The organism is Brevibacillus brevis (assembly GCF_900637055.1).
Classification (GTDB): domain Bacteria; phylum Bacillota; class Bacilli; order Brevibacillales; family Brevibacillaceae; genus Brevibacillus; species Brevibacillus brevis.
In genome coordinates this window covers 2,755,011-2,781,692 of record NZ_LR134338.1, presented here as the reverse complement: position 1 = coordinate 2,781,692, position 26,682 = coordinate 2,755,011, and the positions used below count along the sequence as shown (strand labels likewise).

The window sequence follows — 26,682 nt, the reverse complement described above, 5'->3', positions numbered from 1 at the left end:
GAGGTTTTTTCATTTTGGAACAAAAAGAGAAGCATCCCGTCTAAAAATCTGAAAGAAGTCGTGGAAGCGGCCACTGAGCAACAAGTCGTTCAAATCAAATATATGTCAAAAGACGGTACTTCTTTGAGGGAAGTAGCTCCAATTGGCGTCTACGCCTATGATGGCTTTTGGTATATGCCTGCCATCGTTATGGACACCAACGAGGTGAAACTGTTTCGTACGGACCGAATTGTAACACTTAACAAGGTAGAGCGGACATTTGTTCCCAGGATCACACTTCACGATTGGCTGCTTAGCCATACCGAACTAGAACCAGTTACACCCATACGGCTTTACGTTGAGCTATCCAGAGAAGGACTTCGTCAGTGCCGAAGCCAGCCTTGGCTGGAACCACATATCGTCATGCAGAATGAGGATTTCGGTTATATAGACACCGTTATTGATCACAAGGAAATCGAATTCGTCTCCCAGTACTTTTTCCGGTTAGGTACTGAAGCTAAAGTATTAGAGCCAGAGAGGATCGTGAATCGTATCATCATACTATCCCAAAAACTTCTACAACATTACACAGTAATGAATCATACTGACAAACCATAAATAGTGATAGGGACACTGCCTAGTTGGACAGAGTATGTTTGTGGTAAATAAGCAGAAGAACCAATAGATTTTCAATAATTGATAGGATCATCCGAAAATTAGTTTTAGACGCAACGTCAGAATGAAGCAAATCATGGATCTCAACTGAATAATCATGTTATAGACTGCCTTTGCCTCATTGAACGATCGTTCCCGTTCGTTCAGCAACCCTCTACACTTCATACGCGATAAAAAATGCCGAGGAAGGCAGCATCACTTCATCCGCCATAGGTAGTGTATGAGAAGGAGGCTAATTATGCAGAGGAAGAGTACAAATGTAGGTAGAGGGTCAGCAGTAATGACTGGGGTGTTATTAATAGTCGGGTTGGTTACAGGTATATTAAGTGTTGTTCCTGTTATAGATGGAGCAGACTACCTTGTCAGGGCTTCTACAAATGAAAACCAGGTACTACTAGGAGCGTTTTTCCAGTTGCTAATGATTGTTGCATATGTTGGTATTCCTATATTAATGTATCCGATTTTAAGTAAGCATCATAAAGGTTTAGCTCTTGGATCTGTTGCTTTTGGCATCATTGCGGGTGTGTTCATTATGATTGGTGTAATCATTCTTTTGTTGCTTTTGTCAGTAAGCCACGAATTTGCAAAAGCTGGAACTTTGCATGTATCTTATTTTCAGACCCTGGGTGGCTTGTTGCGGGAAGGACGTGATTTGGTAAACCATGTGGCAACGACACTGGCATTTGTTTTGGCGATGCTCTTGTTCAATCACATATTTTACCAAACAAGATTAGTTCCACGTTGGTTGGCAGGCTGGGGTCTTATTGGGTCTACATTGTCCATATTGGCAAGCTTGTTATTTATGATTCGCTTCATCGGTTTGGATGCAACCTACATGATGTTGAACATTCTAATAGCCTTTCAACAATTGGTTTTGGCTGTATGGCTAATCATGAAGGGATTCAACCCAACGGACTATGAATTGAAATGGCAGAAAAAAGGCTAAAGAGCGAAACGTCTCATTTCAAAGGGATGCCTCAAGACTGTTTACTTGAGACATCCCTTTTTCTTTTACACGCATTCACGCATCCCTTTACTCCACACTTATCAAAACGTTCTCCAACGCATCCAACGCCTGTTCGGCGTCTGCACCATCCGCAGTCAATACGACCGATTGTCCTTTTGAAACTGCAAGGGACATGACGCCGATAATACTCTTGGCATTCACCTTCTTCTCATCCTTGTTCAATCCGATTTCACTGGAAAAAGAGGCTGCCACTTTCACAAACAAAGTAGCCGGACGCGCGTGTAATCCCTGTGCCAGCTGGACGATGACCTGTCTCTCTCTCATTTGATTCACTCCTATCCCTTTCTTGTAATATACCTACAGGCCTTCTATAGCAGTCAGCAGTTCTTCTACCTGATCCACGCGAGTCAATCCCGTTTCCTTGTCGACGATGGAAGTATAAATGTGCGGAATAACCTGCTTTGCACCTGCTGCGAGGCATACCTCCACAATCGGACGAATCGAAGCTGCATCGATCCCGCCAGTCGGCTCAAAAACGGGAATCCCGTAACGTACGGCTGCTTCTGCCATCGCTTTGATTTCGTTTAGCCTTTCCAGCCCGTCTACTGGATAAAATTTGACCGAGTGTACGCCAATCTCTGCCAGCATCGCGGCGGCTGCATCGCAAGAGAGTAGTTCTGACACTTTGTTGCTCATTGGTCCCGTGGTGACATGAACTTTTCCTGATTGTCCGCCGGGGGCAATCAATGCATTCACGATGGTATGTGTGTTGCCGACTGCCTGTAGCCCCCCGAGTGTATAGCCTGCTGCCGGAAATACCTGATTAACGTGATCCGGTTGTGTCTGCACCGCGACTTCTGCGACCTTTTTCCATTGCGTAGGATCACCTGCGCCCAGCCCTACAGACACGGGTACACCTGCTTGCTGATATTGTTCAACAGCGGTTATCGCTGCTTCTACAGTCGCAAATCCTTTGACCAAGATCCCGATCAGAGCGCGGCCATCAGCGACGGAACATATTTGTTTTGCGTTTTCTACATCCCTTGCCAAAACGTTTAAACGAATTTTCGGTGTCCCCACTTTTGTTATTCTCCTTCTCCCGTTTTTTGCAGCAGTTCCTTCATTCGCGCTGCAATGATATGTTCTTGCCCTTCGTGAAACGGTCGTGGATCAAAGGCAATTACTCCCGTATTCACATAATGGTTGCGGGTAAAAATAGCTGGATTTCCTTGCTCCAGTTGGCGTGTAAGTTCCCGAGCCGTCATTCCCGACACTCGTTCGTCAAGCTGAACTTGCACACGATAGATCGCCCGGCCCGCCTCATCTTGTGCGATCACTGCTTTCACACCGGGCAAGCTGTTCAGTTCTCCTGCCAGCCACTCCACTCGCCTCTTCTGCTCGGGAACATTTTGCTTTTCCGGGTCGTACTGTCCAAGCGCTGCAAGCAAGCCTGCAATCGCTTCCTTTCCTACCTTCATGGCACGACCGACGCCTTTGTATTGCGCGCGACATGCGGCCACCAGATCGGCACGGCCTGTGATAAAACCAGACGTTGGTCCACCGATTGCTTTTCCGCCACTGTAGATGACCAGATCGGCACCCAACGCTACATAGCGCCGTAGGTCCTCCTCCGCGGCTGCGTCAACAATTACCGGGAGTCCAAACTCAAGACCAATTTGAATCATCTTGTCTAGCGACTGCATCCCTTTTTGAATCGCATGGTGTGATTTGACATACAGCAGCGCTGCTGTATGATCATCAATCGCTTCTCGCAAATGGTCTTCTTCTACGTGATTCGCATGACCGACCTCTACGACTTTCCCACCACCCAGTGCAATCATCTGTTGAACGGAAGCGCCAAAGTGCACCGCGTGTCCTTTTTGGATGATAATCTTGTTATTCAACCCTTCGGAGTAAGGAAGCCGCTCGATCAAACTCAGATGGCAACCAGCTATGACTGCCGCTACACTAATGGCAATACCAGCAGCTGCTCCTGAAGTAGGACAACCGTCTTCTGCACCGGTCGCCTCTGCGATATGACGACCTGCCACAATCATCAGCTCACTGATTTCTACATAATCCATGGCGGCTTCTCCCATGGCCTGTGCGATAGAAGGATGGACGGCACTTGCACCCAGTGCCGTCATCTTACCGCTTGCGTTAATGACTTGCTTCAGCCCTAGCTGCTGATAGATTCCCATGGTTTGCCCTTCCTTCCTATGAAAACTCTTCTCTCCAGCCTCATTGTGTCGGGATCGGGAAAATGGCGCCGAGGATCATGGCGCCGATAATCGCACCACCCGCAATCGGTTTATTGTAATAGTAGAAAATCGCTGCACCTGCTGTTGCGCCGAGTCCAACTGGAATCGAAGCCATAATCGCAGAAATGACAATCAATGGACCTAAGTAACGACCTGCTGCATTTCCAGCTCCCATCATGACATCCGCACCAAAGGTAGAGTTCGATGCGTTGATCGTGTACTTCCGAATCAAAATAATGACGGTACCAATGACGAGGCCTAAGAATGCACCTGTTTCCAGCGCCAAAGGAAAAGAAGTCAACGGAGCTGTAAAGCCTGCTCCCAACATCAATGCGGGAACGCCAATCCCGATACCTGTTTGCAACGAGCCGCCAATATCGAGAATCCCAACCAGCGGTCCCTCCAAAACGCGGGCGAACAGAAAGCTCGCACCAAACGCAGCAGCCGCACCGTATCCGCCACCCTTGATCCCCGCCTCCAGCATCGCAACGATGGCGATATCGTTAAAGGCACCGACATGATACACATAGTAAAGATGGGTACCCGCAAAAATTCCTGAAGACAAGCACGCCACAAAAAGGGGAAATGCCCATTCTGAATACCAAAACCCTTTTGCCTGCAATTCACCCATTACTTTTTCACCACCGATCCGAATGTTTCATGAAGCTCAATCAACCACTGTGGAATTTCCACGTACATACTCTTCAAGAGCGCGACATCAAAACCACGGAAGAACCCACTGAATACAAACAAGAGAATGACTGCAATAAACATGGATTTCGTAATTTTGTTCCAACCACTGTCATCCAGGCCTTTACCGATCAAAATACCCAAGACGATTCCAGGTACCGCATTCCCCATGACCAAGTGCGACAAACCGCCCAAGACCGTTCCCCAAATCCCTGTCCGCTTGCCTGCATCCATCGCAGCCATCCAGAACACAATCGGCATGATCGGATTGATCAACCAGTTCGCAGCCGGCACCAGTACCTTCGTCGCCACCAGCTGCATCGACTCAGGAATTGCCGTCGCGGTTGAGTTCAGCAGGGTGACGACAACCACACCAACCGCTGCTCCAGCAATAGCCATTTGCTTCGGATTGTGCAATGTCTCTGCGACATTCTTGTTTCGCCAGAGCAGCACGGCCGCCGCCCAGTTCGGGATGACGCGATGATCCACATCTTGTGTCAACGCACCCGCACCGACAACAGACGCCCATGAGTTAAACAAAAAGCCAAGTCCAAATGAAAAGTGGGAAATGGGATCGCCTGCACATGCGTTCAACTCTCCAAAAGTCCGGAATGCTCCCATCCCTTGGACATTCGGTGCATGGAACATCCTCGCCGCTCCCGCACCAACACCGAAGCCGACCAATGCTCCGATGACGATCGACTTCAACACAATCATCAAAGTAACCATGAATCTACCCCCTGTCTGCTTCTATCGCTGACGAACCAACTGCCCTATACCCGCAGTCTGCTCGGTTTGCTGCTGAAACGTTATGTTTTCTACCTGCACCATTCCCAGCCTTACTTGAATATCTACCGTGATGTCATACCGCGTTCGTTTGCGCGGGAAGAACAATCCAAAAAATCGCTCATGCTTCACTGTTTCTGTAGCAGACACAATGGAAACTCCTACAGGCTCGATTCGCACGACCAAATCATTCGTCTGTCTCGCCACTACATGCTTGATTTGGGAAAAAATCTTGTTGAAGGCTCCCTCTTTCGTATCGCCACTCCCGGATAATCGCAAGGTCTGCGTCGTCTCCGTATACATGGATTACTTCCCTCCCAGCTTGACGTATTCTTCCACTATGCGCCTGCCTAGCTCTTCTGTATCCATGAAGCCAAAGCCAATCACTTTTTTGCCGCTACGCAAGGCAGTAATACCCGCATCTACTGAGCGCAAGCCGTACTCGACCGGAAAACCATACTTGGTCTTGGCAGTCAGTGCCCCAGCCCCACCACTTCCGCAAAAGGACAGCCCTAGATCTGCGCTCTCACTGACCATGACATCTCCGACCTTCATATCAGCGCCAACACCTGGAATGACGATCGCGGTCCCGCCAGCAGCTTCGATTCCTTTGGCGATGTTCTGTCCTTTTCCGAGACGATCACCAATCACGATTTTTACCTTAGACATATACATACCCTCCTTATATTCACAGTGATGTTTTACGATGGCCCCATCTGCATGGCACGGATCGCTTCAAAATGAACCGCTAATAGAAACGCTTCTGTATCATCTGCCTTCCACGCACTCTTTTCTTCCGAGAGGACTTTGTGCGAGAGCGTAACCATATCGGGATGGATTTCGGCGAATAACTCCGCTTCAATCACGGGCAGCCTTTCCCCGTTTGTCATCCGTCGTACAAATGCCAGTACATGAGCTCCGATGGCCAGCCAGCGATCTCGCGGTATATGAATCTCCATGAGGAGAAACTCCTCCTCAATTTTTCGGAGAATCTGTTTAGTTTCAGAAATTTCAGATAAATAATCCGATTTTGTCTCTGCCAGTTCCTTGAGAATGTCATCAATCATTTGCATGTCAGTACCTTTCCCGAAGTAATCGCTTGATAAGCCACTACTCTTTCCTTTGTCTCCAACGTTTCTTGTTCACTGTCCGTCAAAATGGTCAGGTCTTTTTTAATCTGCAGTATGGATACGTCTGCGCATGCCCCTACTTTCAACGTCCCAATCTCGTTTTCCAACCCGAGAATTCGTGCGGGCGCAAGCGTACTTGCCGCAATCACATCATCGAGCGAGTAGCCCATGGCGAGAAACTTCGTAAGTGTGTGCGTCAAGCTGTGCACAGGACCATCAATATTGCGCTGGTGAACATCTGTGCTAATGACATGTGGCCTAATCCCTTGAGCCTGCGCATGACGCAGTGTTTGAAAACTAAAGCTCGCTTCGCCGTGCCCGATATCGAGTAAGACTCCCCTCTCCAATGCGTCTTGCGCCTCTGGAATCAACTCGCCTCGTTCGTCGAACATCCCTCCTTTTTTTCCGTGAAACGCATGTGTCACCACGTCTCCTCGGTCTAGCAGAGGCAATATTTCCGTGAGTTTGGGCGGAGCGTTTCCAATGTGAACCATCATGGGTACGCCCGCTTCCCTCGCCGCTTCCTTGGCTATGAGCAAGGGTTTTATGCCGTTTTGCTTGACGACAGATCCGCTCATGCGGGCTTTTATCCCTCGTAATATCGGCTGTTCTCTTATGAGAGCTGCCGCTTCTCTCGGGGTTAACCGCGCCATGTCTGCGAGCTCCCCGCCGCCATTGCACAAGCCGTCCCCTGAAATATTCAGAAATGCAAGAACACGAGTAGCAGAAGGGTACACGGCTTCTTCAAGAAAAGCATCAAACGACCATAGCCCGACACTGCCAGCATCTACTACAGTTGTCACTCCTTGCTCGACCCCGACCCGATCCGCAGCTACGCCCAAATTCGTTTTTGTCGGAAAAACGTGAGCGTGCAGATCGATCAAACCGGGTGTCACGATAGATCCCTCTGCATCGATCGTCTCCTTGCTTTCCAGATTTATCCCTTGATCATCGGTTGTCTTCCCTTTCTCATACACCCCAACGATCCGCCCTTCCCGAATGGCAAGATCATAGTGCCCGTTCAGGTTCTGGGAAGGATCAATGACCCGTCCGTTGCGTATAAGTAGATCCACTATCACTCTCTACCGTCCCCTTTCCTGAAAAATAGCGCATAATGGCTGTCACTTCACTAGGTGGAACTTGGAGGTTTGCCTCAGCCATCAATTGGTTCAGCTTTTCACGCCATGCCTTCCATTCTTTTGATTCTGCCTCTGCCGACGATTCCCACTCCTCCTGATAGGGTGAGCCAAAAGCCAGTCGATTCACCATCAACAGCAGGTGCAGCGTCAGTCCGCTTGCCGTTTGTTCCGTTACGTACTCCCGAAAAGCAGTCACGATTTTTTGACTGATCTCATACCCTTTGCAGATGACATCCTGGGACAGTCTCTCCACCACCGGCAAATCTGACGGATTGAGATCAGTAGTCAGTGTGGGAAACCAAGCTTCCTTGCGAGCATTCACAGCCTGCTGTCGATTTCCTCCCTCCACTTGCAAGGCTTCCAGACAGTTCTGAATCTGGTTGATATCTTGTCGTGTAGGAAGGGGACTGACAACCACAACGGGCACCTCTGCTTTGATCGGAAGTACACTGATAATGACATCCACGCGACGACTCGCCAAATACTTCGCTACCTCTGTGCTGGAACACAGGCCTACGACCCGCAGGGAACGCAATTCGCTTTCCAGATACGTTTTCAAAAACCGTGAAGTCCCTCTGCCTGTTCCGCAAACGACGAGCGCATCTGCCTTTTTCTGCTCCAGCCAGCGATCATAACCCGCTTGGAAATGGAGTACAAAGTAAGCAATGTCTGCATCGAGCCAATAGACCCCACGATGCCAAAACACATCTTCGCAAGAGCGTTTGACTGCATCAAACATGCGTGCGTATGAACGGCGAATCTCCTCCGTCAGTGGATTCGCAAAAAGAACTCCCTGACGATAACGGTTCAAACTGTCATCCAAGTGAGCAAAAAGCAGTCTGACCAGCTCCTGATCCTCGTACAACGGTGCCAGCATCCGGTTACTAACCGCTTCCGTCAGTTCCTTGGTTGCCTGGAAAACATCCAAAACAATCCTACCTGCACGCGCCTCTCTTGGCACCTGTTCAGTCCCTAGCAGCGGAAGGCACGCATACGCAATCTCGTGTTCGGGAATATCGACGTTCAATCGCTGACATAACGCTCGAACTTCTTGTGAAAACAGCTCGTACCCGCTCCAATGCCTTGCTTCTCCCATCTCGGCATCATCCGCAGTGACCAATTGGCCCCGCTGTACACGATGGACGACAATGCAGAAGCGAATCAGTAAACTAATCAGAGCTCGGTCTGCCAGCGTCTCCGCAGCAGCATTCATCCATGCTTTGATGCTGTGAATGATCTCTCCTAACTCTGTCCGGCTGATCAGCCATTTCTCCAGTAATGGACCTGTTCTCGCTTCTTGTCCGTATTCTAAAAACACCCCCTGTACCATTCGATACATGTCGATTCCATCCAACAGATCGTGAATCAAGTTTTCGAGAGCATACCGCTTGTGCCGCTCACTCCCGTCCACGCGTACCCCATACCTTTGCTTCGTGACAAGCTCGAGACGCCAGCCATCGAGCAGCTTTTCCGCGTCCTTGACATCGGCAACGACGGTATTGCGACTGACTCCCATATGGTCGGCCAAATCGTTCATCCGCTGATACCCTTCTGACAGCAGAAGAATGAACAAAAAATGCTTGACCCGATCCTTTTGTGGCAGAATGAGTGTCTTGCTGTCATCACTTTGCAAATTTTCCTTCAAAGCATTTCGATGCTCTTGTTCTTCCGTGATCCACAGCCCTTTATTCGGTTGAGAATGGAGGATGACATTTCGTTCCTTCAGCCATTGTCTGACGTTCTCCAGATCGTACTTGACGGTCCGTTCGCTTACCTGGAAATCGCGCGCGACATCCTTAATTTTCAACGGATAGTAGCTGTCGAGTATCACCTTCAGTAATGCATGGGAACGTGTGGTTAAAAAGACCATTCCTTTCTCCTTTCCATAAAAAGCTGTGTCCTTGCTTGAGATTCATTATAGAAAACGCTTTCTTGATGGTAAAGAACGATTCCTTTCCCCATCGATCGTGCAATTTTTGCAATTATCAGTTTGAATCGACAGCAATGAAAAAGATGACCCCAATAGTACCCTTACATAAAAAAGGTCCGCAACGAAAGGTTACGGACCTCTACTTGTAGGAGGTGCTTACAGGATTCCACCCAAACTCGCACCTTTGACAAACAGTCGTTCGATATTTTTCTCGACAGTTGGATCTGGTACCAATGGCGGTGCTTGATGGGGCTTGGTACGGGCATCAATAATCAGATTATCGCAACCCCAATGCTTATTCTCATAGTAGCTGTTCACGCCGTAAATGTCGTGGGATGGATTGCTGCGCGTGAAGGTTGCCCACAGGAAGTTTTGAAGAGACGCGCTCATGAATGTACTGTCATCACAAAGGATGATCATCGGGCAAGACGGGATCGGCCCTCTCGCTTGAATCGCGTCACACAGATTCTGTAATTGCTGCTGGGCGTTTGCGTAATCGGTAAATGCAGGACCTTGGATTGCCACCACTCCCGGCATAATCATGCGGGCATTCTCAAACTCTCGCAAATCCTTCAGTTCATCCGGCACCTCTTTGCACAGCTCTCGTTTTTGATCGCCGTAAGCTGCGAGGACAACCTTACTGCCGCTGTTTAATCCCGTTCCCGAATAATCCAGCGTATCAATGGTCGTGTTTGTATAAAAATGAACATCGCGATGCAAGTCGATTCTCTCCAAAATATAGGTCATAAAATCAACTTCATCATGCGTCGTCAATGGTCGGTTTTCTTCTGCGGTAATGAATAAATACTTGGCCAAGCTCAATTGGCCAGTCCCTAAAATGCGGTTGGCAATGGTGAGCATCTCCGTCGGCTGTTTGACTTGCTGATAAGGCGTATATCGCTCGCTTCCGATGGCAAACAGCAGCGGATGCACACCGGCAGCATCTACAGCATGGACTTCTTTTACACCCGGGATTTCTTGCTTGATCGCATCCCCCGTTAACTCGTGAATCAGCTGACCGAATGACGTATCTTCTTGTGGCGGACGGCCCACAACCGTGAATGGCCAGATGGCATTTGGCTTGGCATACACTTTCTTAACCTTCATCACAGGGAATGGATGAATCAGACTGTAATAGCCCAGATGGTCACCGAATGGTCCTTCTGGCTTCGTATCTCCAGGATAAATATCTCCTGTGATCACAAAATCCGCATCATTGCTTATGCAGTAACCATCGATATAGCTGTAGTGAAAACGACGCCCAGAAAGCAAGCCTGCAAAAGTAATTTCGCTCAAGCCTTCTGGCAACGGCATGACAGCCGATAACGTATGCGCAGGCGGCCCGCCAACGAAACAGCTTACTTTCAGCGGCATCCCCATTTTGGTCGCTTTGGCTTGGTGGACACCGATTCCACGATGGATTTGATAGTGCAAGCCAATTTCTTTGTTTACTTCATACTCATTTCCAGTCAACTGCACACGATACATACCCAAATTGGAATTCATGATTCCAGGCTTGTCCGGATCTTCCGAATAGATTTGGGGCAGCGTGACAAAAGCTCCGCCATCCATCGGCCAGCTTTGGATGAGTGGAAGATCGGTTATGTTGATTTCCTGTGCAGTTACTGGCATGCTAGTGGATTTTTTTGCAGGCAATGCTTTCAGAGCAGCAAAGCCGTTCTCGATATTTTTAAATGGCTGCTTTAGCGCTTTCATCGGATCATTGCGCATGGCAATGATATTTTCAGCGGCTTGCCAGGTGCTTCTGAAAATAAACTTGCTGCGCTCGATTGTGCCAAAAAGATTGGACACCGCACGAAATTTTGATCCTTTAACATTTTCAAACAGCAATGCTGGTCCCCCAGCTTCGTACACCTTCAAATGAATCGCGGCCATTTCCAGATAAGGATCTACTTCTTCACGAATACGAACCAAATGTCCGTGCCTTTCCAAGTCAAGGATGCACTCTTCTAAATTCTGATACATATCTATAGGGCTCCAATCACTAGATTCTAGATTTACCTGTAGATCAATACCTTCTCATCATACAGGAAAGATCCTACAAATTCACGTTACCCTTCCGCACAATTTCTTGAAGCTCGCTCAGTTCTCTGATTTCGTACGTTGGCTGAATGCTCGTCTGATTTTCCTTGCCCAGAGGATTGAACCAGCACGTATCGATCCCGTAATGGGCACCCCCTTGGATATCAGAGGTCAACGAGTCTCCCACCATTAATACGTTCGCCTTCTCTGTCCATTGTAGTTTGGAAAACGCGTAGTCAAAAATTTCCCGATCCGGCTTTTTGTAGCCGACCTCTTCGGAAATAATCAGGTGCTCAAAAGAGTTGCAAAGCGGTGAAGCGGCAATTCTTGCCGTTTGCACAGAGGCGAACCCATTCGTAATGATCACCAAGCGGCAATCCTCCAAACTGTTACACAATTCAACTGCTCCCGGTACCAAATGCACTTCTTTGCCCAATGATTCGAGATAGGCGCTGCCGAACGCCTCTGCATCAACGTCTAGCTGAACAGCTTTGAAAAGTCTTCGAAATCTCTCTACGCCCAGCTCTGCTAGAGTGATCCGCCCCTTTTCTAAATCCTCCCACAATCCTTTGCTGATCTCTTTGTAAGTCGCTCCATAATCAGACGATCCCGTAGCGTGTCCGAACTGGGAAAACGTCTTTTGCAGAGCATTTTCTTCTGTCGTTTTGAAGTCGAGAAGTGTATCATCTACATCGAATAATATGACTTGATAGCGCATGGCACCCTCCATAAATCTTTACTGATCAAGTATTCGTACAAACTAGCTCCTTTCTATCATATCAAAAACAGAAGGCCAAACTGCATACAAAAAGCCTCGAACTGTATCATTCGAGGCCATCTCGCTATACGAGAATCCATTTTACCCTAGCTTAATTCGCACTTTTTCCTACATAGCTCCCTGCAATGATGATCGAATTCGTATATCCGCCACTTACATTATCGAAACCTGAGAGCAAGGTTGGAACCCCCACAAATTCAACCGTATCATCTTCGTAGATGTCTAATGCACCTAGGTAAACAACTTGGTAGCTATCCTCCTCGTCATTGACGACATGCAAAACAGAAATGGTTCCGACCTCCGGTATCTCTTCCTCTTCGATGCTCAGCACCGTTCCTTTATCTTGAATCATCGTAGCATGATACTTGGCAATATTTTTATTGATATGTTTCGGTTGCACATTTTGATCGACTAATTGCCGGGCTTCCTTCACTTTATCACCGGTTGCCGGAAACAGATGAGCATGCTTTGCCAAAAACGCTTTGGATTCCGGTGGAAATTCTTCTCCAGCTTCAAAGCCATTCGCTTCATGTAAGGCGAGTACAGCCATCGAAAGGTATGTAGCGATATGATTATTTTCTGATTCCGCAACTGCCTCTGTACCTTCACTCGTGGAAGAAGAGCCTTGTGTGGCTAAATTGGAAAACACGGAAGAAGTACTTGAATTCGTTGAACCACATCCTGTCACGAGAATAAATGCAAGTAGTATGAATGCATAAGAAAATGAAACTTTCATCTCACTCAACCTTTCCTATTATTTCCTTCCCTTCATTATCTCATGGTATGTACTTTGCAGGAAGTACACTCTTTCCTTCCGAATTATCTATCTACATGGTAGAAGGAAGGTGAAGCAATGAACGCACTCTTAGTGATTGATGTGCAAAACGGAATTGTGAGTTGTGGGGATTACAAAGAGGAACTTTTTTTGATGGAGCAGGTGATCAAAGATTTTAAAGAGAACAATCGCCCTGTCATTTTTATGAGACATATCGATGATGCAGAAGAAAGTCCACTGAATAGAAGCTCTATCGGTTCTCACATACACCCTCAATTGAAAGACTATTCTGACTACTTGATCGAGAAGCAAACACCTAGTTCCTTCTTCCAAACTGAACTCACACAGACATTAGAAAAGTTAGGGGTCGATCATCTTTTTATCATTGGTTTTGAGACGGAATTTTGTTGTATGTTTACGGCGATCGCTGCCTATGATCGCGGATATAAAGTGACGCTTATTAAGGACGCGACTGGAACAACCAATACCGCCGAATCATACGGCATGCAAGGATTAGACATTAATAAGTTTGTCGGGACCGTTCTCCATTGGTCGAGTGTCATTGAAGTAGTAAACTACGCCGAGTACACTGAAAAATACAAGTGATGTGAGCAGGTTGTGCCTGTTATTCGAGGACTCGCCATCGATTTCCATTGTGGATTGGATGGCGCGTTTTTCAATTGTGTCATTTTATTTATGAATAATGGAGTAATTACGTTGAACAACAAAACCTGCCCACGTTCATTTTCACACATTGGTTATCCGTCCCTGATATAGAAAAGAGCGTTCTGATCAAAATAATTACGCACAGCTATGACTTGACTTACTCTGCCGGGGCTTATTAAGAGACGTAGACAGGTCAATCCTTTGCAGAACGTTCAGGAATTGAAATATGACAAAAGATGTCATAATGGGCAGTTTATACTGAATCCATCAACGAAACGATTGGAGGATTTCAGTATGATAGGTCTGCGTATTTTCGCAAAATGGGTAATGATCGCAGGGTTGTGCTTGATGTTCGTTTCATCTGGTATTTACAAGCTGATTGGACATCCAGAGACAACACTTGCTTTCCAAGCATTCGGGTTTCCCTTTTGGTTCCAAGTTGTAATCGGTTTAGGCGAACTACTCGGCGGACTGGGCTTACTGATGAAAAAGTATGTGCGTTACGCCGCCTATGCGCTCGCAGTGATTATGCTTGGTGCTTCAACTACTCTTCTTTTACACGGGGACACGACTACTGTAGCGATTCCGCTTGTCTTACTCCTTGTTTTCTTGCTGATCGGTCGCCAGAGTGATAGCAAAAAACAGCCGAATAAGGCTACGTCGATTTAATCCTTCCGCTCACTAAAAAGGCCGTCAGCTCCTACCCGTAACCAGGTGAGGATATGACGGCCTCCCGCTTTTTCTACAAGCTCGTTCGTTTACAAATGCTTTTTTATAAAGTGTAAGAGGGTCTGACCTTGTGCGGTAAGAATCGCTCCCTTACCTTGGCATTTGGGGCATGATTCCTCTTGCTTGTTTTCATTCACAAGAATCCCCTTGCCTTCGCATTCCCAGCAGGATTGCTCTAAGTCATCCATCGAAATCGTCATGAGACAAAACCCTTTCCCTGCTAAAAATAACCGTACCTTGTCCTGATTTTAACACGAATAAGCAATTATTTACCACATACCCTTCTGCTCGAAATCATAGTAGGTAAAGATAGTAAAAAAGGAGGGATGACATGTGGATCAAGAAAAAGTAACCATCAAGATTAACGACAATGGATCAATTCGTGTTACCGGTGCAGTTGACTTGCTGGATGGAGCAGGTGACAAGTATGAAGTCGGTTCATCTTTTTCACTCTGTCGATGCGGTCAATCCGAGAAGAAGCCGTTCTGTGATGGCACGCATAAAAAAGTAGGCTTTGAAAGTGCACCACGGGCAAAAGCATGATCCGAAAGAGCGCAGATGCGCTCTTTTTTCGCTTATTGATCGCTTATTATGTCAAATTGTTTCCACATTGAAATATTGGTATAATTTTGAAGAATATCATGGCGACAAGTCATCCATAACCCGAACCATTATCTTATGTCTGCGGTCTAGATCGCGTATCTGTTTTTTATTGTAGCTGCCCTGCCAAGTTCTCGTTTTGATTGACGGCAATTATTTTTTATACCTAAAATAATGACATTCCGATCCCATACGCAAAGACGAAGAACTATCCTTCGTTCGGTTATGGCTGACAAAGTTAGGAGTGCACAACCATGAATGCACAAGTTGTACGTTACGATCAATTTGGCGAACCCCATGAAGTATTGAAGGTTGAACAGCGGCTGATTGAACCTCTGAAGCAAGATGAAATATTGGTGAAAATGAGCGCACGTCCGATTAATCCTTCTGATCTTATCCCGATTCGTGGTGCCTACAAGCATCGCATCAACCTTCCCGCCATTCCTGGGTATGAGGGGGTTGGTACCGTTATTGATACAGGTCCTTTTGCTCCCCGCTCTCTTATCGGTAAACGTGTTCTGCCTTTGCGCGGAGAGGGTACTTGGCAAGAATACGTAAAAACGACAGCTGAGCTAGCCATTTCGGTTCCCGATTCGATCCAAGATGATATCGCCAGTCGGTTGTACATCAACCCCATCACTGCGTGGGTCATCTGCAATGAGACACTTCAACTGTCTTCTCATCAGGTTTTGTTAGTCAATGCAGCCAACTCAGCCATTGGCCGCTTGTTTATACAGCTATCCGCTCTTTTCGGTTTTAGAGTGATCGCCATCGTCCGAAACGCAAGATATACCGAGGAGTTGACGCATCTTGGGGCATGGCAGGTCATCGACAGTTCATGTATGTCTATATATGATGCCGTCATGAGTGTAACGAACGGACAAGGTGCTCATGCGTCTATTGATTCCATTGGCGGCCCAGATGGTTTAGAGCTGGCGAAGTCTACACGTACTGGCGGGATTTTCTTGTCGTTAGGACTTTTATCGGGAGTTCAAGTGGATTGGTCGATCATCTCGAAAGAGCTTGGCGTTCTCCCTCAACTGTTTTTATTGCGCCACTGGAATCAACGAGTTTCCGTATCTACCTGGCACGAAACGTTTGAGAAAGTCATCGAGCTCGTTCAGAATGGGAAGCTCCTTTTAGCAGAGCCTGGAGCGAAATTTGCTTTGCATGATGTTCTTGAAGCAGTGCAATTTGCGGAGAGCCGTCATCGTACGGGAAAAATCATCTTGGTGTAATTACTGGGATGCAATCGTACATCCTAAACGCTACTTTTCTACGAGCAAAATACATGATAAGCTCTCGCTGTAGCGCAAATTCAGATGGTAAAGTGCCTATACGGCCCCTCGTTCTTTAGGGATGTACAAGGGGTTTACGCTTTAATAACACCGAAGCCAAAAATGAGCGTTTTCTCACCCTTTTTGGCTTCGACGAAACATAGGGGGTCCTATGGCTAAACATGAAAAGAGGTTTCTTAAAAATTATGAATCAAAAGCCTCTGAATATCTGAACGATAAAGAAAAAGCATCTAATCTCTTAAAAAAAGCAATGAAAAAAGCAGATAAAAAAGCGATCGGAGATGTTTGGGAGAATTTACAGCTACTCTTTAGTATTTTCGGAGATTGGACGAGTGGAAAATATCGAACAATCCCTGTTAAATCCATCTTGATGATTATTGGCGGGATTTTGTACTTTGTTTCACCCGTAGACGCCATCACAGATTTTATTCCTGTTGCTGGTTTACTAGATGACGCGACAATCATTGGTTTGGTGCTTCGACAAGTGAGCAGCGACCTTACTCTATACAAAGAGTGGAAACAAAAAGAATTTTTACAGGAATAGGAAAAATCCATGGTTCTAGTAGAGCGAGGTGCTTTGATGACGTTACACGAGTATTTATATCATGCATTTCCAACGTTAATACTTAGACCACCTTTGTTTTATAGTTGGGATACTGGAATCCGTTTTGAGCTGGGTGTGGACTACCATTACCATAACGTTTATGAAAATGGCCCCTATTTACAGGGGGTTTATACGCGAGCGATTACTTTATGTAAAGCTTTACATGCACCTAACGATGACATCTATATCGTAGTGGATGTAAACGATTTTGGAGACGGTAGGGCTTTCAAGCGTAAATTGAACACCTTTTCCAAGTATGTGAAGAACAAATCACTTTTGTATAAGCTGCAACAACACACCATCCCTTATGTTTTTCCAGAAGACGATGAAAATGAAGCCTATCGAACGCATCGATTCGCCTTGAAGTGTAAGACATCCGATTTTGCATTTGTTCCGATGGTAAAAGCAATCTGTCGTCAAGATATGGGATTGAAGCCACGTATTTTTCATCGGGTCTATTTTATCAATACGAGCAAACATACCATCTTTCACATCTATGACGATCGAGGCTGTGATTTATTAGCCACTTCTCCTGAAACAATCAGAGGGATATATGACAGCTATTCGCATTGGATAGTAGACTATGACAAAGCCAAGATCGATCAGGTGTTTTCGTAAATGAAATCAGCTATGGCAACACATTTCCGGCAGCACGATAGATGCCATACCACTCTTCACGCGTCAAGCGAATAGGTGCTGCTTTCACGCAATCTTTCATTCGGTCGATATTCGTTGTGCCAATGACAGGTTGCATGTTCGCGGGGTGCCGTAATAGCCAAGCGATGGCGATTGTCGTGTTAGATACTTCATATCTAGCTGCAATTTCATCGATTTTCTTGTTCAACTCAGGAAATTTCTCATTCCCAAGGAAAGACCCCTCGAAAAATCCATGCTGGAACGGTGACCAAGGCTGAATCGTAATATCATGCAGCCTGCAGTAGTCGAGCACACTGCCATCTCGGTTCACAGCCGAGTTGTTCTCCATATTGACGTTGAAGCCTTGTGAGATCATCGTCGCGTTCATAATGCTGAGTTGCAACTGGTTAGCGACGATGGGTTGCTTCAAATATTTGTGTAACAGCTGGATCTGCATCGGATTTTGATTGGAGACGCCAAAGTGGCGCACTTTACCCGTGCTTTCCAAAAGATCAAACGCTTCCGCTACTTCTTCTGGCTCGACAAGAGTGTCTGGACGATGCAACAGCAATACATCCAAATATTCAGTTTTTAGACGTTTTAGAATCCCATCCACTGCATTCAAAATATGCTCTTTGGAAAAGTCAAACATGTCGGGCCGGATGCCACATTTCGATTGCAAAAGGATACGTTCGCGAACGCTAGGGCTCATCTGAATCGCTTCTGCAAATACTTCCTCACATCTGCCTTTTCCATAAATATCTGCATGGTCGAAGAAGTTCGCCCCTTCTTCAAGCGCCGTTTGTACGAAGCGCTCCGCTTGCAGCTTGTCTAGTGACCCTATCCTCATGCAACCGATTGCGATGACCGGTACTTCTAACTTGCTCGTGCCGAGTGATATGGTTCTCATGTCTATCCTCCCACACCTGAATGTCATTTTTTTCATTGTGTCATGTAAGAACAGTCGTTTCAATACGTTGGAAAATACTTGTTCTGAAAAATCTCACCTAATGATACCTTAAAGAAAAGGACGGCGATTCATGTTGAAATGGAGGTACGGGTACAGGAAGCCGAGGTTGTTAAAGCAGATTATCATGAGAGCTACTAGGTTTATTCAACTCACAAGAATGAGAATCCTGCGGCAATGGAACTCGGTATGGATAAGAAATCCAAAGAAGTATGTGACTCAAAAATTAAACGATAAGATTCGAAAAATGTACAAGTAAAAGTCCTTCCCAAATTACCATGGAAGGACTCTTTGTTTGGTGTAACTTCCCTGCACACCCGTTATTCTTCTATTTTCGGTAGGAATATTTTGCCCATTTCACTTCCAATCTTGTTTTTCTGCAACCATTGTTGCACAAACAAGAAAAGCCCTTGATATCAAAGGCTTTTCGACCATTTCGTATGGAGCGGGTGATGGGAATCGAACCCACGCCGCAGGCTTGGGAAGCCGGAGTTCTGCCATTGAACTACACCCGCAAAATGTTACCGCATTTCATTCCAACTGCTTCCAATTATATAGCTGTCTGAATTATTTGTCTAGTGCATCCAATCGAATGGAGCCGTGCCAATCATGCAAGAAAAGACCGCCGGGCATCATCCCCGTTCGGTCTTCTCTCCTTGGTTTGACATCAGGCATGCGCAAGTGTTTGCTGCGAAATAATTCGCCCACTCTCCATTTTCACTACCTGATCAGCAAGATGGAAGTAGCGATCGTCGTGTGTGATCGCGATGACACATTTGCCCTGTCTTTTCATTTCTGGCAGCAAGGATTCGTAAAAGAATTGACGATACTCTGGATCTTGGTCCGCTGCCCACTCGTCAAAGAGAAAAATGGGCCGGTTTCTTACCAGACTGAGCATTAAGGCAAGACGCTTACGCTGACCCGTAGACAGCTTCGTCGTGCTAAATGTTCCCGTTTCATCCACTTCCACTTTGTCAGCGATACGAAGCACCTCTAAATATTTGCTCACTTCTTCTTGCTTCGCTTGGTAATCGATTCCGTACATCTTCTCAAACAAGTAGAAATCACTGAAGATCGCGGAGAAGAATTCGCAGCGTTGATCAGCATTCACTTTTTGTCCGTTCATGAAAAACTCGCCTTCATCCTGCTCGTACAATCCGGTAATCAGCTTGGCAAACGTTGACTTCCCGCTGCCGTTACCACCAACAATGAAGACGATTTCCCCCCTTCGGCAGGAGAAGTCCAGCGGCCCTACGGAAAACTCTTCGCCCTCCTTGTTTTTGTATCGGAACCGCACCTGTTCCGTTGAAAACGTCTCAAAGTCTTGCGCATTCCGCTCAGTCAAGCTTTCCTCTTCTTTTCTCGTTTCCACTGATAAGGAATCGAGCAATGCATTCAGGCGCTGCCAGCTGATCTTGATACGAATCAGCTCCGGTACTGCATTCAAAATACCGTGAACAGGCCCTGTCATATACAGAAAGACAAACACATAACTAATCAGCATCTCTTTTTGAAGCGAAGGGAAGAGAATCGGGAATAAAAAGGCAACCGTGCCGATTACCACGACGAAAAGCAATTCCCCGATCAAATACACATTCACAAATTTAAATTGGCCCGCTGATTTCTTATGTCGATAGTCAGAGCAGCTTCTTTCCATGTCTTCTTCGAATTCTTTTCGTTGTGCCTGCGTCAGATACAGCTCCTTGAAGCCCCCGATCATATCGGTTATATAGGAGAAAAACACATTTTGGATGTCTCTGGTTTCCTCCCATACTTTGTTTGCAAAGCGACCTGCCAGCGTATACAAGCCTACAGCCACAAAAATGACAGCCAGACAAAACAAAAATCCGTATAGATCCAGCGAGCCCAGATAAATGAAGCAAAACACGAGTGTAACCGCACTCGTCAGTGCCACAACGACACTATTGGCGAACGTACTGATCGTTTCCGTATCGTTATTTAATCCCGCATATATTTGACCGTTATCAAGTGTCTCGTACTTTTGATAAGGGGTCCGAAAAATTTTGCGGATCAGTTCCATTCTTTTTTCGTATACGATTTCATTTGTGATCACAATCAGTCGGCTACGCATCATTTTCTCCCCGACGATATACAACAAGATACCCAGGAGAAAATACAGGAAAATCGATGCATGAAACTTGTTTGTAGAAGTGAGCGCCAGATTAATCATAAAAATAATCAGCGCATTTCCGAATCCGCTGATAAGCCCCTGTATGACAATTGACGTCATGGATGTTTCTTTTGATTTCGGGAACAAGCGAATTAGCGTGATATAGAGATTAAACAGCCCTAGACTTACCACCAATGCGTACATGGCGTAAAAAATGGTGATCGGAAGCCAGACCTCGATGAACTGCCAGGGTAGCCCCATAAAAAAAACATCCGGTAAATAGTACAAGGCGGCTGTCAACACACTTCCCATGACAACAAAAGCAACGAAAGATGTTAAACAGATGCGCCCCGCATTCGAAGCGAGTTTTCGTTCGCCTCGAAAGACTTGCACCATAATCTGCACGATTGCCCCACTAAGTACCAACAAAAGGATACCAAGGATCACAAGACTAATACTCGCCAAACGATCTGCCTGCAGATTGGTGTCAGAGACGACTACTGGCACTTCTTTTCCTTGTAGGAGATTGACGGCCCCTTCCGCAATAACGAATGCGTTCAACGAGTTTGTATTGGTCAAAACGATGGCTCCCAGCTTTTCCTCTGGGCGAAACACCATGTACGACGAGAATCCAGGGTTGTTGCCGCCGTGCGAAATTTGCCCCCCACCATCTTGATAAATCATCCAGCCTGACGCATACGAGGAACCGTCTGCAGCTGGAGGTACCGATCGATCAGGAAGATGTGCGGTACGCACCAACTCCGTACGAAACGCAGAGGACTCCACCTCTAGCTGAATCTTCAGCCATCGTTCCATATCGTTCAGGTTGGATACGACATAACCAGCTGGCGTGTTTCCACGATAATCAGGCGCATCATACACTTTTGGAGAAAAGAAGCTGATTTTGTGCCCTTTTGCCATATCCCACTCGGGTGCCTGTGCCTTCAAAAAGGTATGGGTTAGTCCCAATTTGGCAATGACTTGTTGCTGCACATACTGCTCATAGGACTGACCGGTAATTTTCTCGACCAAAAAGCCGAGGATATCGTAGTTAATGGTGGCGTATTCATATTCGGTCCCCGGCTTACGAACCAGTTCAGTATGATTGATCGCTCGAACTGTTTCTTCGATTGCTTTCTCGCTGGAAGTGATAGGTATGGAGCCAATGCTTTCAAACGGAATCCCACTGGTATGGTACAGCAAATGCTTGATCAGGATCGTTTCCGGTTGTCCTTTATATGTAACGGTAAACCACGGTATAAAGCTCTGAACCGGGTCATCCAGCGAAAGTTGTTTTTGCTCGACAAGCTGGTGTATTGCTAGCGCCGTAAAGGCTTTGGAGTTCGATCCGATTTCAAACAATGTGTCAGCAGTTATCCGCTCCTGCTTCTGGACGTTAGAAAATCCAAACGATTGCTTGTAAATCGTTTTCCCCTCTTTGACGACCACAACGGCTGCACCCGGGATTTTTTCCGACTCCATGGTTTTATTGACCAGCTGTTCGATTGCCGTTGCGATTTCCGTATCCTGTCGATCGATCGTTTCGGCGTACACGGACATACTGCCGGAAAGTACGAGAACCAGACACATCAGCAAGAATGCTAGTTTTCGTCTCGACTCATCTATGATCTTTTGCAGAATGATCCACTCCTTTTTAGGCACTGCGTCTGTGGGAAAGACCGCAACCAGTACGTGATGTAATTGGGATTGGATAGAAACCGTGGCGAATCAAACTCGCCACGGTTTCTTATTACGCATCGCACATATACACGGGTTTCGAGTAGAGGCGCAAGGTTTCTCTCCATTTTTTAACCAATCGCTCCCACTGTTCTTGCTCGATTTGTTCCTGCTTCAATAGGCTAATCGGGATACACAAGTTTAATAGGCGCCCGTCGATTTCAAAACGAGTAACACCCGCAGGCAAAACATGCCCTTCCGATACGATACGCTCCAATTCCGCGAGACTGATTGGCGGGAAGCGTATCAAGGCGGCTCCTGTTTCCGGCCATTCGAGCATCCCTGTGGGCAGACGATGCACCGGGTGGCTATAGTTATAACTGTCCACTAATTGACGCCATAGCGTCATTCGCCACTCATCATCCTGCCGCTTCTCCTTTGGATACAGGTAGAAGCGTTCCTTGTTCCCTATCTTCATTTCTGCCACAGGCGTTTCTCGTAAACGCTCTGTTTCCCACCGAAACACAGAATCCTGCTCCACTGATTGCAACCATGCAGCGACTGGCACAATATGATCCCACATGTCCAAGTGAAAATCCTCATGCTCAACTACCTGTATGGGGATATGTTTGCACCCAAGCGCTTGAAGAGCAAAGGTCCGATGTGCGCCATCAATGATCAAATACTGACCGTTTTGCATGAGAATCGCCAGCGGAGGATGGCGCAAAATCCCTTCCTCCTCAATGATCTGTCTAGTCTTATGAAGTCGCTTGTTTTCATGTGACTCGTGCAAACAAATTCGAGATGACTCTACCAGTTTTAGATTTGCCAGCACATCGTACAAAATGGTAACCTCCAGTTAGTCTTGCAAGTGAGTTCCGATCCCCTGCGAGAGTGCTTGTTTGTAATAGTAGGCGGCAATGGCGATATCAAAAATCGCCATCCCCATCGGATTAAACATGATGGGCTCATCTTGTGGAAATTCTTTCATCTGGTTAAGGCAGACGATATCTGTGATGGATTTGGTATCTTCTTTTTGCAATCCTCTCTCCAGATGCATGATCTCGATGTCCGTATTCTCACGGCAAACTTCAGTCCAGTCGTCTACGATAATGGAGCGGGTATAGTCGAGAATTTTTGGTGTAAAATCGCGTAACGACACATTTAACAACAAGGACTGACGTTTTGGTTGCTTGTCAATAAAACCATGCGGTGATACCGTGCACGTAATGAACACATCTGCCTCGCAATATGCTTCTTCCCACGTTTGCGCGATAACCGTTTTCTCTTTTATCTCCACCGGAATATGCTCCTGCTGGATACCCGCAATGTCATAGAGAACCACCTTGGCGATCTTCTCTCCTAACATGGCCGTTACCATTTGCAGATGAAGTCTGCCAATCGGACCAAATCCGATAATTCCGACCGTTACATTTTGCAGGGGACGTACTTGTTCGTAATGCTTGAGAAGAAGACCGGAAACAGAAGCAGTTCGAATACCGCTGACCAGGGCCGTATTAATCGTTGCCACAGGCTTACCCGTTCTGGCTTCGTTCAGGATGGTAATCGAATGCGCGCGTTGGATACCCTCTTGAAGGTTTTTCGGGAAACTGGCAATCCACTTGATTCCCGCCATGTAGGTATCTCCGCCTACAAATGCTGGCATGGCAATAATGCGGTTTGACATGTCATGATACCGCAAGTAAGGTTTAATCGGCTGTGCATAATCTTCCTTTTTTAAGGAATGCACAGCATGTTCAATGACATCAATGGTTTCCTTCCAATTCTTGCCGACCTTTTCAATATCACTCGTGTTTAGATATAACAACGTGCATCCCACCCTGCTTATCGTAGTAGATTTGATTGAAGACTTCTTAATTGCCAACGAAAGAATGCTTTTGCTGATGCAACCACTGAACCCATTCCTGGTTGTATACGGTATTGACATATGGCATACCACCGTCTGGGCATAAAAAGACAACGTTTGGCTTGACTACATGCTTTTGATCTTTGAAATAGTTTTCAACCGCCCAGTAGGAAGTCCCGGAAGATCCTCCAGCAAAAATGCCATGCTCAGCATACAGCTGATAGCAAGCCTTGACTGTGTCCTCCTCCGAAACATGAACGACTTCATCAATAATCGCGTGCTTGAGTATGTCAGGCCGCATGCTCGATCCAATTCCCGGGATGTATCGTTTTTGTGGTTCTTGTCCAAAAATCACCGATCCTACCGTATCGACTGCAATGATTTTTATGTCTGGAAATCGTTCTTTCAACCGCTGCGAAATTCCAGTAATCGTGCCGCCAGAGCTAACGCCGATAAAAGCATAGTCCAATGTCTCGAAGCTGTCTGCGATCTCGGCTCCCAGTCCGAAGTAATGGGATCGAGCGCTGTCCGGATTTCCGTATTGGTTGGTCCAAAACGAGTTATTCGTCTCGTTCAGCAGGCGATTGACCGTTTGAATACGCGTTAGGAGAAATCCTCCTGTCTCGTCTCGATCCGTTACTTTTACGACCTCATGGGAAATTACCCTGAGTAAATTCTCATAGACGGGATTGATGTTTGGATCAATGACTGGAATAAATTTAATTCCGATTCGCTTGCACAAAGTCGCCAAAGCGATAGCAAAATTTCCCGAAGAAGACTCGATTACGGTAGTTTCCTGCGTGATCTCTCCTCTTTTGATCGCCTCCTGTAAAATGTAAAAGGCCGGCCTTACTTTTACACTTCCCATGAGGTTGTTGTATTCCAGCTTGCACGACAGATTGATGTGCTCATGCTCCAGTTTGATTAAAGGCGTATTGCCAATCATGTGACTTATGGCCATCATTTTCGTTAGCATATTGAGCCCTCACTCCCGATTTTTCCCGTCTTTTTCCGATCGACCGAATATATTTTGGCCCTTGGATCAGGCAGATTTTGCATCCATTTTTTGCTGGATGTAACCGGCCAACGTTTTCATATCTTGAAAGTTTTGCAAATGGAGCATGTCATCATCGAATTCAATGCCAAACTCTTTTTCAACCTTTACGACCGACTTGATAAAGGTCAATGAATCAATGTACTCCGTAAGTTCTCCGCTTTCGTTCACGTACTCAGAAAACAACTGTAGGAGCGTCTCGTATACTTCGTTTTCCCTATCCATAGGAGTCCCTCCAAGTGGTAGATGCTTACACAACAACGCCAACCCGTTCCAGTATTTCTCTTGTTTTGGCGACCGCCTCAAATTCCTGGGCTTTTATGGTCATGACTTTTTGCAGAACGCGATGAACCATGTCACTCCGATTACTGTCAAAAGCCTTAAGAATCATATTGGTCGTAATTTTCCATTGATGTCCGATATTGCGATACAACTCGGCAAGATCTGCAAAGTTTTCGTACTTCTCACTGATCGCCTGCAGGACGTTGGCATACATCGCTCGTGTTTGTGCCATGCTGATCAAACTGTGGTTAAGAATATCCAGATGATCGTCTGTAATCTCCACTCCACTAACAAGAAAAGCCTCTACGTCTTTGAGAAAAGGATCAAGGGATTTCAGCCCTATCTCGACGTTGACATCGTCGGGTACATCCAACTCCCGCTTGATTTGACTTGTATCGCAACGCCCCTCTAGTACGCTGAGATTACTCCTGACAGCTTCCAGCAACTGATCGGGCGTCGGATGCTGGGAATCTGAAAGTACCAATTCAAATGAACGATTGTGGAGTGGATACCATTCGCCTGTGCCTGCATCGCGATAGGAAGAGTTGCTCGCCAATAAAAATTGCTCATTGGGCAACAGACCTTTGTAGCGGTAGTAATCATCGACGATTAGAAGCTGGTTGCCTTCTCTTCCTGTGACAATGATGCTATGCATTTCAGGCAGGTCCTGATAATAAGGGTTGTACGGAAGTTCTGCCATATTGCAGAGGACGATTGTCGGCACCCCCCGTTTCAATCGCTCTTGAATATTTGCCAAAAACAGGTCGTCTTCCGGTTCGGCCCGTCCTTCCACGCGGATATTGTGAATCCACATAAGCTCAGCGACTGTTCTCATGTATTGACCGTTTACATCTCCATAAGGAGCATCGTGCGTTTTCAGATAGATGGCACCGCACTGCTTCCAAGCTGTTTCCAAGGCGGAAAAGTTCAGGTATTTCAGAACCGTGTAGATAGAAGCGCCGATGCAATCCAGGTTCGGATGCTTGCTCGGTTGAATCTCGGTGAGTGACATGAGCAC

General features: G+C 46.5%; 29 protein-coding genes and 1 tRNA gene. 8 read left to right on the top strand and 22 right to left on the bottom strand.

Going from position 1 to position 26,682, the window contains the following annotated elements; genetic code table 11:
• Positions 1 to 60: 60 nt before the first annotated feature.
• Both EL268_RS33300 and EL268_RS13755 read left to right on the top strand, forming a co-directional pair.
• A complete protein-coding gene (locus EL268_RS33300) occupies positions 61 to 597 on the top strand; it encodes a WYL domain-containing protein (RefSeq protein ID WP_232030411.1) in 537 nt (178 codons plus the stop codon).
• Between the two features lie 295 nt (positions 598 to 892).
• A complete protein-coding gene (locus EL268_RS13755; RefSeq protein ID WP_106656402.1) occupies positions 893 to 1,600 on the top strand; it encodes a DUF4386 domain-containing protein in 708 nt (235 codons plus the stop codon).
• An 87-nt stretch (positions 1,601 to 1,687) separates the two neighbouring features.
• On the opposite strand, the gene EL268_RS13750 is transcribed toward EL268_RS13755, so the two are convergent.
• The 13 genes from EL268_RS13750 to EL268_RS13690 all read right to left on the bottom strand — a co-directional run bounded on the left by EL268_RS13750 (position 1,688) and on the right by EL268_RS13690 (position 13,114).
• Entirely contained in the window at positions 1,688 to 1,945 is a 258-nt protein-coding gene (locus EL268_RS13750) for an HPr family phosphocarrier protein (protein WP_106656403.1), read from the bottom strand.
• Positions 1,946 to 1,978: 33 nt separating this feature from the next.
• Positions 1,979 to 2,701, bottom strand: a complete 723-nt coding sequence (locus tag EL268_RS13745) for a KDGP aldolase (protein WP_106656404.1) — start codon at positions 2,699 to 2,701, stop codon at positions 1,979 to 1,981.
• A gap of 5 nt (positions 2,702 to 2,706) precedes the next feature.
• Entirely contained in the window at positions 2,707 to 3,822 is a 1,116-nt protein-coding gene (locus EL268_RS13740; RefSeq protein WP_106656405.1) for a DgaE family pyridoxal phosphate-dependent ammonia lyase, read from the bottom strand.
• Positions 3,823 to 3,862: 40 nt separating this feature from the next.
• Entirely contained in the window at positions 3,863 to 4,513 is a 651-nt protein-coding gene (locus EL268_RS13735; RefSeq protein WP_106656406.1) for a DUF4310 family protein, read from the bottom strand.
• The gene (locus EL268_RS13730) at positions 4,513 to 5,301 is read right to left on the bottom strand and encodes a DUF4311 domain-containing protein (RefSeq protein WP_017249035.1); all 789 of its coding nucleotides are present in this window, start codon (positions 5,299 to 5,301) and stop codon (positions 4,513 to 4,515) included. The genes EL268_RS13735 and EL268_RS13730 overlap by 1 nt, the downstream gene beginning before the upstream one ends.
• A gap of 21 nt (positions 5,302 to 5,322) precedes the next feature.
• Positions 5,323 to 5,661 carry a DUF4312 family protein gene (locus EL268_RS13725; protein WP_106656407.1) on the bottom strand — a complete coding sequence of 113 codons (339 nt, stop codon included), beginning with the start codon at positions 5,659 to 5,661 and terminating at the stop codon, positions 5,323 to 5,325.
• A 3-nt stretch (positions 5,662 to 5,664) separates the two neighbouring features.
• Entirely contained in the window at positions 5,665 to 6,027 is a 363-nt protein-coding gene (locus EL268_RS13720; RefSeq protein ID WP_106656408.1) for a glycine-rich SFCGS family protein, read from the bottom strand.
• Positions 6,028 to 6,059: 32 nt separating this feature from the next.
• On the bottom strand, positions 6,060 to 6,431 hold the full coding sequence (locus EL268_RS13715) for a hypothetical protein (protein WP_106656409.1): 372 nt from the start codon (positions 6,429 to 6,431) through the stop codon (positions 6,060 to 6,062).
• A complete protein-coding gene (locus tag EL268_RS13710; protein WP_106656410.1) occupies positions 6,422 to 7,567 on the bottom strand; it encodes an amidohydrolase/deacetylase family metallohydrolase in 1,146 nt (381 codons plus the stop codon). Before EL268_RS13710 ends, EL268_RS13715 begins: the two co-directional genes overlap by 10 nt.
• Positions 7,527 to 9,497 carry a BglG family transcription antiterminator gene (locus EL268_RS13705; RefSeq protein ID WP_106656411.1) on the bottom strand — a complete coding sequence of 657 codons (1,971 nt, stop codon included), beginning with the start codon at positions 9,495 to 9,497 and terminating at the stop codon, positions 7,527 to 7,529. The genes EL268_RS13710 and EL268_RS13705 overlap by 41 nt, the downstream gene beginning before the upstream one ends.
• Before the next feature lie 216 nt (positions 9,498 to 9,713).
• Positions 9,714 to 11,543: a UbiD family decarboxylase gene (locus EL268_RS13700; protein ID WP_106656412.1), complete on the bottom strand. Its 1,830-nt coding sequence runs from the start codon at positions 11,541 to 11,543 to the stop codon at positions 9,714 to 9,716.
• A gap of 73 nt (positions 11,544 to 11,616) precedes the next feature.
• A complete protein-coding gene (locus EL268_RS13695; protein WP_106656413.1) occupies positions 11,617 to 12,318 on the bottom strand; it encodes a YjjG family noncanonical pyrimidine nucleotidase in 702 nt (233 codons plus the stop codon).
• A 151-nt stretch (positions 12,319 to 12,469) separates the two neighbouring features.
• Positions 12,470 to 13,114 carry a hypothetical protein gene (locus EL268_RS13690; protein ID WP_106656414.1) on the bottom strand — a complete coding sequence of 215 codons (645 nt, stop codon included), beginning with the start codon at positions 13,112 to 13,114 and terminating at the stop codon, positions 12,470 to 12,472.
• A gap of 117 nt (positions 13,115 to 13,231) precedes the next feature.
• Between EL268_RS13690 and EL268_RS13685 the strand changes: the two genes are divergently transcribed.
• Entirely contained in the window at positions 13,232 to 13,759 is a 528-nt protein-coding gene (locus tag EL268_RS13685; protein WP_106656415.1) for an isochorismatase family protein, read from the top strand.
• 354 nt (positions 13,760 to 14,113) lie between these two features.
• Complete coding sequence (locus tag EL268_RS13680; RefSeq protein WP_106656416.1) at positions 14,114 to 14,488, top strand: DoxX family protein; 375 nt, start codon at positions 14,114 to 14,116, stop codon at positions 14,486 to 14,488.
• A gap of 89 nt (positions 14,489 to 14,577) precedes the next feature.
• Here the strand turns inward: EL268_RS13680 and EL268_RS13675 are convergent, their stop codons facing one another.
• Positions 14,578 to 14,748: a tryptophan RNA-binding attenuation protein gene (locus EL268_RS13675; RefSeq protein WP_069844814.1), complete on the bottom strand. Its 171-nt coding sequence runs from the start codon at positions 14,746 to 14,748 to the stop codon at positions 14,578 to 14,580.
• A 133-nt stretch (positions 14,749 to 14,881) separates the two neighbouring features.
• On the opposite strand from EL268_RS13675, the gene EL268_RS13670 reads away from it, so the two are divergent.
• The 4 genes from EL268_RS13670 (at position 14,882) to EL268_RS13655 (ending at position 17,668) form a co-directional block, all read left to right on the top strand.
• Complete coding sequence (locus EL268_RS13670; RefSeq protein WP_106656417.1) at positions 14,882 to 15,091, top strand: CDGSH iron-sulfur domain-containing protein; 210 nt, start codon at positions 14,882 to 14,884, stop codon at positions 15,089 to 15,091.
• A 311-nt stretch (positions 15,092 to 15,402) separates the two neighbouring features.
• Positions 15,403 to 16,386 (top strand): zinc-dependent alcohol dehydrogenase family protein, encoded by a 984-nt coding sequence (locus tag EL268_RS13665; protein ID WP_106656418.1) that lies wholly within the window; start codon positions 15,403 to 15,405, stop codon positions 16,384 to 16,386.
• A gap of 211 nt (positions 16,387 to 16,597) precedes the next feature.
• Complete coding sequence (locus EL268_RS13660; protein WP_106656419.1) at positions 16,598 to 16,990, top strand: YkvA family protein; 393 nt, start codon at positions 16,598 to 16,600, stop codon at positions 16,988 to 16,990.
• 36 nt (positions 16,991 to 17,026) lie between these two features.
• Positions 17,027 to 17,668 carry a DUF3885 domain-containing protein gene (locus EL268_RS13655; protein ID WP_106656550.1) on the top strand — a complete coding sequence of 214 codons (642 nt, stop codon included), beginning with the start codon at positions 17,027 to 17,029 and terminating at the stop codon, positions 17,666 to 17,668.
• A 10-nt stretch (positions 17,669 to 17,678) separates the two neighbouring features.
• Here EL268_RS13655 and EL268_RS13650 read toward each other — a convergent pair whose 3' ends face one another.
• The 8 genes from EL268_RS13650 to EL268_RS13615 all read right to left on the bottom strand — a co-directional run bounded on the left by EL268_RS13650 (position 17,679) and on the right by EL268_RS13615 (position 26,676).
• The gene (locus EL268_RS13650) at positions 17,679 to 18,596 is read right to left on the bottom strand and encodes an aldo/keto reductase (RefSeq protein ID WP_106656420.1); all 918 of its coding nucleotides are present in this window, start codon (positions 18,594 to 18,596) and stop codon (positions 17,679 to 17,681) included.
• Between the two features lie 498 nt (positions 18,597 to 19,094).
• Positions 19,095 to 19,168, bottom strand: a tRNA-Gly gene (locus EL268_RS13645).
• Between the two features lie 152 nt (positions 19,169 to 19,320).
• Complete coding sequence (gene edeA, locus EL268_RS13640; protein ID WP_174769411.1) at positions 19,321 to 22,380, bottom strand: cyclic peptide edeine export ABC transporter EdeA; 3,060 nt, start codon at positions 22,378 to 22,380, stop codon at positions 19,321 to 19,323.
• 154 nt (positions 22,381 to 22,534) lie between these two features.
• A complete protein-coding gene (locus EL268_RS13635; protein ID WP_232030550.1) occupies positions 22,535 to 23,296 on the bottom strand; it encodes a ParB N-terminal domain-containing protein in 762 nt (253 codons plus the stop codon).
• Between the two features lie 24 nt (positions 23,297 to 23,320).
• Complete coding sequence (gene sbnB, locus EL268_RS13630; RefSeq protein ID WP_106656424.1) at positions 23,321 to 24,289, bottom strand: 2,3-diaminopropionate biosynthesis protein SbnB; 969 nt, start codon at positions 24,287 to 24,289, stop codon at positions 23,321 to 23,323.
• Positions 24,290 to 24,335: 46 nt separating this feature from the next.
• Positions 24,336 to 25,304 carry a 2,3-diaminopropionate biosynthesis protein SbnA gene (gene sbnA, locus EL268_RS13625; RefSeq protein WP_106656425.1) on the bottom strand — a complete coding sequence of 323 codons (969 nt, stop codon included), beginning with the start codon at positions 25,302 to 25,304 and terminating at the stop codon, positions 24,336 to 24,338.
• A 66-nt stretch (positions 25,305 to 25,370) separates the two neighbouring features.
• Positions 25,371 to 25,607 carry a phosphopantetheine-binding protein gene (locus EL268_RS13620; RefSeq protein ID WP_106656426.1) on the bottom strand — a complete coding sequence of 79 codons (237 nt, stop codon included), beginning with the start codon at positions 25,605 to 25,607 and terminating at the stop codon, positions 25,371 to 25,373.
• A 25-nt stretch (positions 25,608 to 25,632) separates the two neighbouring features.
• Positions 25,633 to 26,676 carry a BtrH N-terminal domain-containing protein gene (locus EL268_RS13615; RefSeq protein ID WP_106656427.1) on the bottom strand — a complete coding sequence of 348 codons (1,044 nt, stop codon included), beginning with the start codon at positions 26,674 to 26,676 and terminating at the stop codon, positions 25,633 to 25,635.
• Between the last annotated feature and the right edge of the window lie 6 nt (positions 26,677 to 26,682).